6 protein-coding genes and 1 tRNA gene are annotated in these 7,724 nt (G+C 40.3%); 4 read left to right on the top strand and 3 right to left on the bottom strand.

Going from position 1 to position 7,724, the window contains the following annotated elements:
- Positions 1 to 153: 153 nt before the first annotated feature.
- Positions 154 to 1,548 carry a 3-keto-disaccharide hydrolase gene (locus E0Y80_RS20350; RefSeq protein WP_156309484.1) on the bottom strand — a complete coding sequence of 465 codons (1,395 nt, stop codon included), beginning with the start codon at positions 1,546 to 1,548 and terminating at the stop codon, positions 154 to 156.
- Positions 1,549 to 1,673: 125 nt separating this feature from the next.
- Between E0Y80_RS20350 and E0Y80_RS20345 the strand changes: the two genes are divergently transcribed.
- The 3 genes from E0Y80_RS20345 (at position 1,674) to E0Y80_RS20335 (ending at position 5,873) form a co-directional block, all read left to right on the top strand.
- A complete protein-coding gene (locus E0Y80_RS20345) occupies positions 1,674 to 3,089 on the top strand; it encodes a Gfo/Idh/MocA family oxidoreductase (RefSeq protein ID WP_156309483.1) in 1,416 nt (471 codons plus the stop codon).
- A 29-nt stretch (positions 3,090 to 3,118) separates the two neighbouring features.
- Positions 3,119 to 4,138, top strand: coding sequence for a 3-keto-disaccharide hydrolase (locus tag E0Y80_RS20340; RefSeq protein ID WP_156309482.1), 1,020 nt, complete (start codon positions 3,119 to 3,121; stop codon positions 4,136 to 4,138).
- A 634-nt stretch (positions 4,139 to 4,772) separates the two neighbouring features.
- Positions 4,773 to 5,873, top strand: a complete 1,101-nt coding sequence (locus E0Y80_RS20335; protein ID WP_156309481.1) for an SMP-30/gluconolactonase/LRE family protein — start codon at positions 4,773 to 4,775, stop codon at positions 5,871 to 5,873.
- On the opposite strand, the gene E0Y80_RS20330 is transcribed toward E0Y80_RS20335, so the two are convergent.
- Complete coding sequence (locus tag E0Y80_RS20330; protein ID WP_156309480.1) at positions 5,868 to 6,173, bottom strand: Smr/MutS family protein; 306 nt, start codon at positions 6,171 to 6,173, stop codon at positions 5,868 to 5,870. The genes E0Y80_RS20335 and E0Y80_RS20330 overlap by 6 nt on opposite strands.
- Before the next feature lie 143 nt (positions 6,174 to 6,316).
- Positions 6,317 to 7,216, bottom strand: a complete 900-nt coding sequence (locus E0Y80_RS20325) for a hypothetical protein (protein WP_156309479.1) — start codon at positions 7,214 to 7,216, stop codon at positions 6,317 to 6,319.
- A 226-nt stretch (positions 7,217 to 7,442) separates the two neighbouring features.
- On the opposite strand from E0Y80_RS20325, the gene E0Y80_RS20320 reads away from it, so the two are divergent.
- A tRNA-Pro gene (locus tag E0Y80_RS20320) sits at positions 7,443 to 7,516 on the top strand.
- Positions 7,517 to 7,724 lie beyond the last annotated feature (208 nt).

Below are 7,724 nucleotides of genomic sequence, written 5' to 3'. Positions count from 1 at the left end.
TGATTATCAGTATAAAAATACAAAATTTAAACGATAAAAACAAGTTAATTATTTGATTATCAGATAATTATAAAATTATTTTTGCACATATAAAAAACAAAAAAGTCGGAAGAAAATCTGCCGACCATGACTACGATCAGGGCCTATTTCTTTTTATAGTTCTTTAATCTTTATGCTTCTAAAAGCTACTGCATCGCCATGATCCTGCAATAGGATATGTCCCTGCTCTGCTTCTCCAAAATCTTTCCAATCTTTATATTTACTACCTGCAACTAATTTCCTGAAATCCTCCGATCCTCGAACGAACTCCAACATCTTGAATCCATTCAGAAAATAAGTAACATGGTTATCCGGAGTTACGACAATTCTTCCTCGGTTCCATTCACCAATTGGTTTTCTAGGTCTAGGATTTCTGTCAGAGGTAATTAGATCATATAAAGAAGCCAATGTTCTATTTCCATCTTTCCCCAATTTAGCATCGGGATGCAGCTCATCATCTAAAATTTGGTATTCCGGTCCGATTGCCGAACCTTTTGTGGCCTCATCTAAGGTCACAAAATATTTAACTCCAGAATTTGCTCCCGGTGTCAATTTGAAATCAAAGGATAGGTCAAAAGCTTTATATTGTTTATTTGTTACGATATCGCCACCGTTGGTTGATTCTCCGCCATCCGATTTTTGTACCTGTATGATGCCGTTTTCGATTTTCCATCCTTTCTCCGGAAATTTGTCGCTTCGTGCACTATGCCATCCTGTTGTGTCCTTCCCATTGAATAATAGCGCATATCCTGCTGCTTTTTCAGCTTCTGAAAGGTCGTTCGCAATCGTATTGACCACATAAACATCCTTAGGGAATTCCGTTGCCTTTAAATCTTTCGTCTGTATCTTGATGTTTTTGAAATACACTTTTTTGCCATCCAATGAATCCGCTATGCTATGCACCTGAAGTGCAATAAATCCGGAATCATCTAAGCTGTCGATTACAAATGCTGCCGGAACACCATTGACCCAAGTTTTGGTTTCATTTCCAATGGCTTCAATCCTGTAGTGATTAAATTCATTGGGTTTATAGGCTGTCTTTGCATTCGGATTTAATTCCAAAGTGTAAAGCCATTCTCTACGGCCTTCATCATATATGCCCCCTGTCCAGGCACGTCCTGTAGGATCGATATCCAATTGTCTACCGTAAACCCTGCCGCTGCCATTGTTAGCTGTCGAGTCATAATGGCTGCGTGTTTGAATTCCTGAATTCGTCGTATTTCCCTCTAGTTTAACATCAACCTCCAAGATGAAATCTCCATATTCTTTTTCAGTTACCAAAAAGGAATTTGGTGTTCCTTTCGTCATGACCCCTACAATAGCATCATCTTCCACATGGTAATCTGCTTTCCCTGCCAAGGGTTTCCAGCCTGACAGATCCTTGCCGTTGAAGAGGGATTCCCATCCTTCCTCAGCCTTATTTTCTTGCTGGCAGGAGATCGTTAAGCTACTCAATAGGAGAAAGGTAAATGAACTTGTCAATGCAGTTTTCAGATAGGTTCTTTTCATCTTATTTTGTCTTTATTGTAACAGGTTTATGGATTAATGACCAATTAGGTGCCTGAAATTAGGATTTTTTTTTAATTTTAGGCTAAACATTCATGTAACATTCGTAAACCTAAACTCACAATTTGATGAATCATCATTTTTCACGTCGAAGTTTTTTAAAGAAATCTATCATTGCCGGTGGTGCGTTAACCATGGCGAGCAGTCCTTTTGGAAATATCTTGATGGCGAAGCCAAATGAGCGCGTAAACTTGGCCGCAATCGGTATCGGAAATAGAGCTGCAGAAATCCTGGGCGAACTTTATAAAACCGGATTATGTAATATCGTCGCACTATGTGATGTCGATATGGGCGCAAAACATACAGAAGCAATTCTGAAACAGTTTCCTGATGTGCCAAGATTTCAAGACTTCCGTCAGATGTTTGATAAGATGGGTAATCAGATTGATGCGGTTTCCATTGGGGTTCCGGATTTTTCCCATTTCCCGATTACCATGATGGCATTGGACTTAGGTAAACATGTTTATGTAGAAAAACCAATGGCTCGGACCTTTTTGGAGGTCGAATTAATGATGGCCAAGGCTAAGAAGAACCCTAAACTGGCTACCCAAATGGGTAATCAAGGGCACTCTGAAGCCAATTATTTCCAGTTCAAGGCTTGGAAAGAGGCCGGAATTATTAAAGATGTAACCAAGATCGTTGGTCATATGAATATGCCACGGAGATGGCACGGATGGGATGTCAATATGAAAAACTTCCCGCCAGCAGAACAAATCCCTGGAACATTGGACTGGGATTTATGGCAGATGCAAACCATCGGACATAATTACAATAAAGACTTTATCAACGGTCAATGGCGTTGTTGGTTTGATTTTGGAATGGGAGCTTTAGGGGATTGGGGTGCCCACATCTTGGATACTTCCCACGAGTTCCTAAACCTAGGCTTACCAACAGAAGTTGGTGCTGAATATCTGGAAGGCCATAATTCCTTTTTCTTCCCGATGTCTTCGACCTTAAAGTTCAGCTTTCCAAAACGTAAAGGAATGCCTGCTTTGGATATTATGTGGTATGATGGACTCAAAAACCTACCTCCAATTCCTGAAGGCTATGGTGTTTCGGGGTTAGACCCGAATATTCCTCCTCCAAGTACTGGAAATCTGGAGCCAGCAAAATTAAATCCCGGTAAAATCATCTATGGCAAAGACCTCACCTTCAAAGGCGGGTCACATGGAAGTACGCTTTCCATTATCCCGGAATCTAAAGCTAATGACCTTGCCAATAAATTACCGGAGGTGCCAACGTCACCATCCAATCACTTTGCAAACTTCTTGAAGGCTTGTAAAGGTGAGGAAAAAACACGTTCTTCATTCGATATTGCCGGACCATTGAGTCAGGTATTCTGTTTAGGCGTAATTGCACAGCGCTTAAATTCAAAATTCCAGTTCGATCCGGTGAAAAAAGAAATTACAAACGATAAATTCGCCAATGCATTACTGATCGGTCCTCCGCCAAGGACAGGATTTGAACAGTACTATAAAGTTTAATATATACAATCAATCAAATACAATTAACGATGATCAAACAATTTGCTTACGGGTTAGCCTTCACTAGTATTCTAGGATTAGGATTGACCTCTTGCCAGAACGGAAATCAAGAAAAAGCAGACAATCAAGAAAAGAAAGAAGAAGTGGAACACAATCCTGCATCACAAACTATTCCTGAAGAATCCAAAGACCTTTTAGGTCGTTGGGACTTAAACGTTGACAAAAACGGCAAGCAAGTTCCTTCATGGATTGAAATCAAATTATCGGGTTTCGCAACTTTGGTAGGTTACTGGGTTGGTGACAGCGGAAGTAGCAGACCTATCTCACATATCATCTTAAAAGACGGAAAATTCTCATTCGCCATTCCACCACAGTGGGAAGGTGGTGAAGGTGATTTTGTAATCGAAGGTGAATTGGCTGGTGGAGCTTTAAAAGGAACCATCACTAGCAATAACGGTGAGAAATATACTTTCTCAGGATCAAAAGCTCCTTACTTGAACCGCACTGCTGAACCTAAATGGGGTGCTGCGGTTGAATTGTTCAACGGTAAGGACCTGACAGGTTGGAAACCTTCTAACGATCAGAACAAATGGACCGTAAAAGATGGCATCTTAACTAATGAAGCTGCTGGTGCTAACTTAATTACAGAAGATACGTTTGAAGACTTCAAATTAAACTTGGAATTCCGATACCCTGAAGGAAGTAACTCCGGTGTATATCTAAGAGGCCGTTATGAAGTTCAAATCGAAGACTCTCCTAAGGATAGGCATCCCGGAAATTTATATTTCGGTGCAATCTATGGTTTCCTAACACCAAATGCTTTAGTGACCAAAGGTCCTAACGAATGGAACAATATGGAAATAACTTTGGTAGGTCGTTTAGTTACTGTTACGATCAATGGACAAACGGTTATAACCAAACAGGAGATCCCGGGAATCACCGGTGGCGCATTGGATAGCAAGGAAGGCGAACCAGGACCGCTATATATCCAAGGTGACCACGGTCCGATTGAGTTTAGAAAAATTAGTATTGTTAAGGGGGGAGAATAGACAGGGAGACATAAGACATAAGACATAAGACAGTAGACCTTAAGGGTCTATAAAGATTTGTTTTTGATGCTTGATTTTTTGGCGAGATGCTGGAAAATGAGGCTTTTGGAGACAAAGAGAAAACCACTCATATTTTATGGGTGGTTTTTTTGTGGGCTGGTAGAAGGTGGAGGATAGGGTTTGGGAGGGAGTAGGGGTATGCGGAAAGAGAGGATTAAAGTGGTTTAAGGGTTTAAGGAGGTTGGAAGTTTAGATGGAAGGTAGAATATGTACGGTGTTGTGGGGGAAGATTAGGTGGAAAGACAAAGGTCAGTGTGGGATAGGGTGAAGGTGGATAGAGGAGTGGGTGTAAAAGGCAGCGTAAGAGTTAGATGGAGTTTGGGATTTTGGTTGGGTTTTAGATGGTATTTGCTCGTGTTTTGCTCGTGTCTCATCCACAGCTTGTCCAAAGGTTATCCACAGCTCGTCCGCTCACAAGCGGACGAGCTGTGGACAATGTCAAACCAAGGTGCGGACCAGACACGAGCAAAACACGACTGAGAGTCGAGGGAATGTCGAAAGAAATAAAACTTAAGGGAAGGTCTTTTGTTCTTTGATTAGATGCTATCTTTAAGGCTAGGGAAACGATTTGCTTATGAAAATTATCTGTTCATCGATTATAATTGCTGCTACTTTAATCTGTAATGCTATGGCTCAAAAAAAGGATCCTAATTTAGAAGTTGTTGCTTCTTTTGGGAAATCTCAACCTATTGGGGTTTCAGTTTCTTCGGACAACCGCGTTTTTGTATCCTTCCCCAAAAAAGATCCCTACCTGTTTGGACTGACGGAAATTGTAAACGGCGAAAGGGTGGGCTTTCCAAACAAGGATTGGAATGCAGAAGAAGGAGATTATAAAACACACTTTTTAAACGTTCAAGATATTTATGTGGATACGCAGGATCAACTTTGGGTTTTGGATTCCAAGCCTGCACCTTCTGGATCTATTTTCGGAGCATCGGGCAGTGCTGAAAAACATGAAGGCCAATTTAAATTGGTTCAGATAGATTTGAAAGATAACCAGGTCAAAAAGCTCTTTACGTTTCATGATTTAGATAAAAGTAAATCGGGACTGAATGATGTTCGTGTGGATACAGATAAGCAATTGGCCTATCTGTCGGATCCGGGGCAAGCTTCGATCATTGTATTGGACTTAAAAACCGGTAAAACCAGAAAAGTGCTTTCCAATACTAAATTTACGCTGGCAAAAAAGGATATTGTGCTGAAGTACAATGATCATGAAATGCGGGATAAGGATGGTAATCCGTTTAAGTCTAATGTCAATGGAATAGCTTTGACAAAGGATAATAAGTGGTTTTATTTTAAGCCGATCAATGATCTGAATTTATACCGCATTGAAACAAAATACCTGGCTGATCCAAATCTTTCAGAAACAGAATTACTAACTAAAGTTGAGGATATGGGAGAGGTTGGGATTACGCATGGTTTGGTCGCAGACCGGCTTGGTAATATTTACCTAACGACTTCGATCGACTATTCCATTCGCAGATTGACTCCGGATGGGAAATTGGAAATCGTAGTTCAGGATCCTAGATTATTGTGGCCAGATTCGTTGGGTGTTGGTTCGGATGGGTATCTCTACTTTTCATGTGCACAAATGCAACTGCTAGCACAATGGAATGAAGGAAAGGATATGGTTCAATATCCTTATGAGGTTTATCGTGTAAAGGTCTTATAAGCCTATAACAACCACGACAATATCTTCATTGGAATAGGAGGGGTGGAAATGACTTATGGCGCCAGACTGCTTGTAAATGCGTAATTCCTCATAAACAGCGTTCTTTAGTGCTCCCTTTCCTTTTCCATGGATGAATTTGATCTCAGGGTATGACCAATAAATCGCTGCATCTAACTTCTCTCTTAAGTAATCAATGGATTCCGCAAGCAGTTCATCCAATTCATAATCTTCAAGGTCTGCAAGAAAGGCTTCTGCATGAAGATCTACGGTTTTGGCTGGCTTGGGTAAGGATTGGGTCATGGATTAGTATTTAGTAGATAGTATTTAGTAGTTAGACTTGTGGGGCTTTATAGTATTTTTTTTGATACTTGATGGGTAATTGAATGGGGGTTAAATTTAAAGATGTAGATTTTATTATAATTAAATTTTTCCAGCTAAATATTTTAAAGTGATTTTCCGATTAGATTTGGGACCAAGGCTTTTGCTTCGTCGATTTTTTGTTCTTGAAGTAAAGCGATATAGGGTTCTAATTTTTTGTAAGTTTCGGAGTTTGGGGCGAAGTCCTTCAGGTAGGTGTATGCTTCCTGAAAATATGGAGATGCTTGCTGGCTTTCGATGGCTGGTGTATTATCCATACCGATGGTTAGCGTAGTGAAATACTTTTCGTATTCTTTTTTTGCAAGGTCGCCTGCGGTTGTTCCTTTGGTTTTATTGGCGAAGTCTTCATACCATACCGTTCTTTGGACTAAGGATTGGAAAGGAATGGCAATTGCAGCATCAGAGGCATATCCTTCCATATTGTCACGGCCTAATTGTTGGAGTAGTATTTCAAAGTCGGAAGTGATGTATGGGTAGAAATTATCCTGGAAATAAATAGGATTGGGTTGAAGGTCAAACATCCCTTCTGCTTCGCGAACGCGGAAGCCATTATTATTAATCTTTTCGTACACATCTTCAAGATCGCTCGGTACGGCAGCTTTCCCTCCATCAAACTCTATATTAACCAATGGTCTGTAGTTGATGTCTTCTTCAAAAACCGATCGATTCGCATACATGGATACTTTATCGATATAGTCCATAATAATGGATACGCCTTTATCATTTTCAGAGCTTTCTTTTTGCTCGAAGAGTTCCTTGAATTTAGCAGTTGCTTTTCCTACACTGCCTACATCTGTTGAGTCTAAAGCTAAGATGTAATCTTCCAGGATTTCGGGTTTGCTGAGGTTATATTCATCAGGATTTTCCACGGAAATACTGTCTGATCCTTGTTGCTCCTTGTTATTGGAAACACAAGCGGTAAATAGTAGGGAAATGACCAAGCAATTTCTAAATAGTTTCTTCATAATTATCTTGAAAATTATGTGTGATGGAATGTTTGATTCCTGTTCAAATATCGTATTTAAATCCTATTTTACAGTATAAACGTTTAAAAGAGGGGTATTGTGTGGAGGAAATTTGAATTTATTTCCATAATAATCAATAGGTTAATTTAATGTTTGGATTAGCATTTGGTAGATTATTGGGAAAGATTGTATATTTGTGCCACACAAGACAAAGGTGATACCATTTCGGGGTGTAGCGTAGCCCGGTATCGCGCCACATTTGGGATGTGGAGGTCGTAGGTTCGAATCCTGCCACCCCGACACAATAAAAAGCTCGACTCCGTCGGGCTTTTTTTGTGTCCGGGTGTGGCAGATTCGAACCGGGGTTTTTGGGATCATACCGAAAGTTTGGGATCAGTTTCAAAACCTGTGGACTAAGCAAATAATTTGGTTAACCTGAACAGGAAGAAATTGATGTCACCTACACCTCTAAACTGGCTTCTGAAAGCCTTTATCTTTGCATTGAAAG

Source organism: Sphingobacterium endophyticum, assembly GCF_009733535.1.
In the GTDB taxonomy this organism is placed as follows: Bacteria; Bacteroidota; Bacteroidia; order Sphingobacteriales; family Sphingobacteriaceae; genus Sphingobacterium; species Sphingobacterium endophyticum.
The sequence above is the reverse complement of the archived record's forward strand: the minus strand, read 5'-3'. Positions and strand labels throughout refer to the sequence as shown.

What these genes read in the sequence shown, in the direction of transcription:
- E0Y80_RS20350 (WP_156309484.1), bottom strand. Translation starts at nt 1,548, where the DNA reads ATGAAAAGAACCTATCTGAAAACTGCATTGACAAGTTCATTTACCTTT.
- E0Y80_RS20345 (WP_156309483.1), top strand. Translation starts at nt 1,674, where the DNA reads ATGAATCATCATTTTTCACGTCGAAGTTTTTTAAAGAAATCTATCATT.
- E0Y80_RS20340 (WP_156309482.1), top strand. Translation starts at nt 3,119, where the DNA reads ATGATCAAACAATTTGCTTACGGGTTAGCCTTCACTAGTATTCTAGGA.
- E0Y80_RS20335 (WP_156309481.1), top strand. Translation starts at nt 4,773, where the DNA reads ATGAAAATTATCTGTTCATCGATTATAATTGCTGCTACTTTAATCTGT.
- E0Y80_RS20330 (WP_156309480.1), bottom strand. Translation starts at nt 6,173, where the DNA reads ATGACCCAATCCTTACCCAAGCCAGCCAAAACCGTAGATCTTCATGCA.
- E0Y80_RS20325 (WP_156309479.1), bottom strand. Translation starts at nt 7,216, where the DNA reads ATGAAGAAACTATTTAGAAATTGCTTGGTCATTTCCCTACTATTTACC.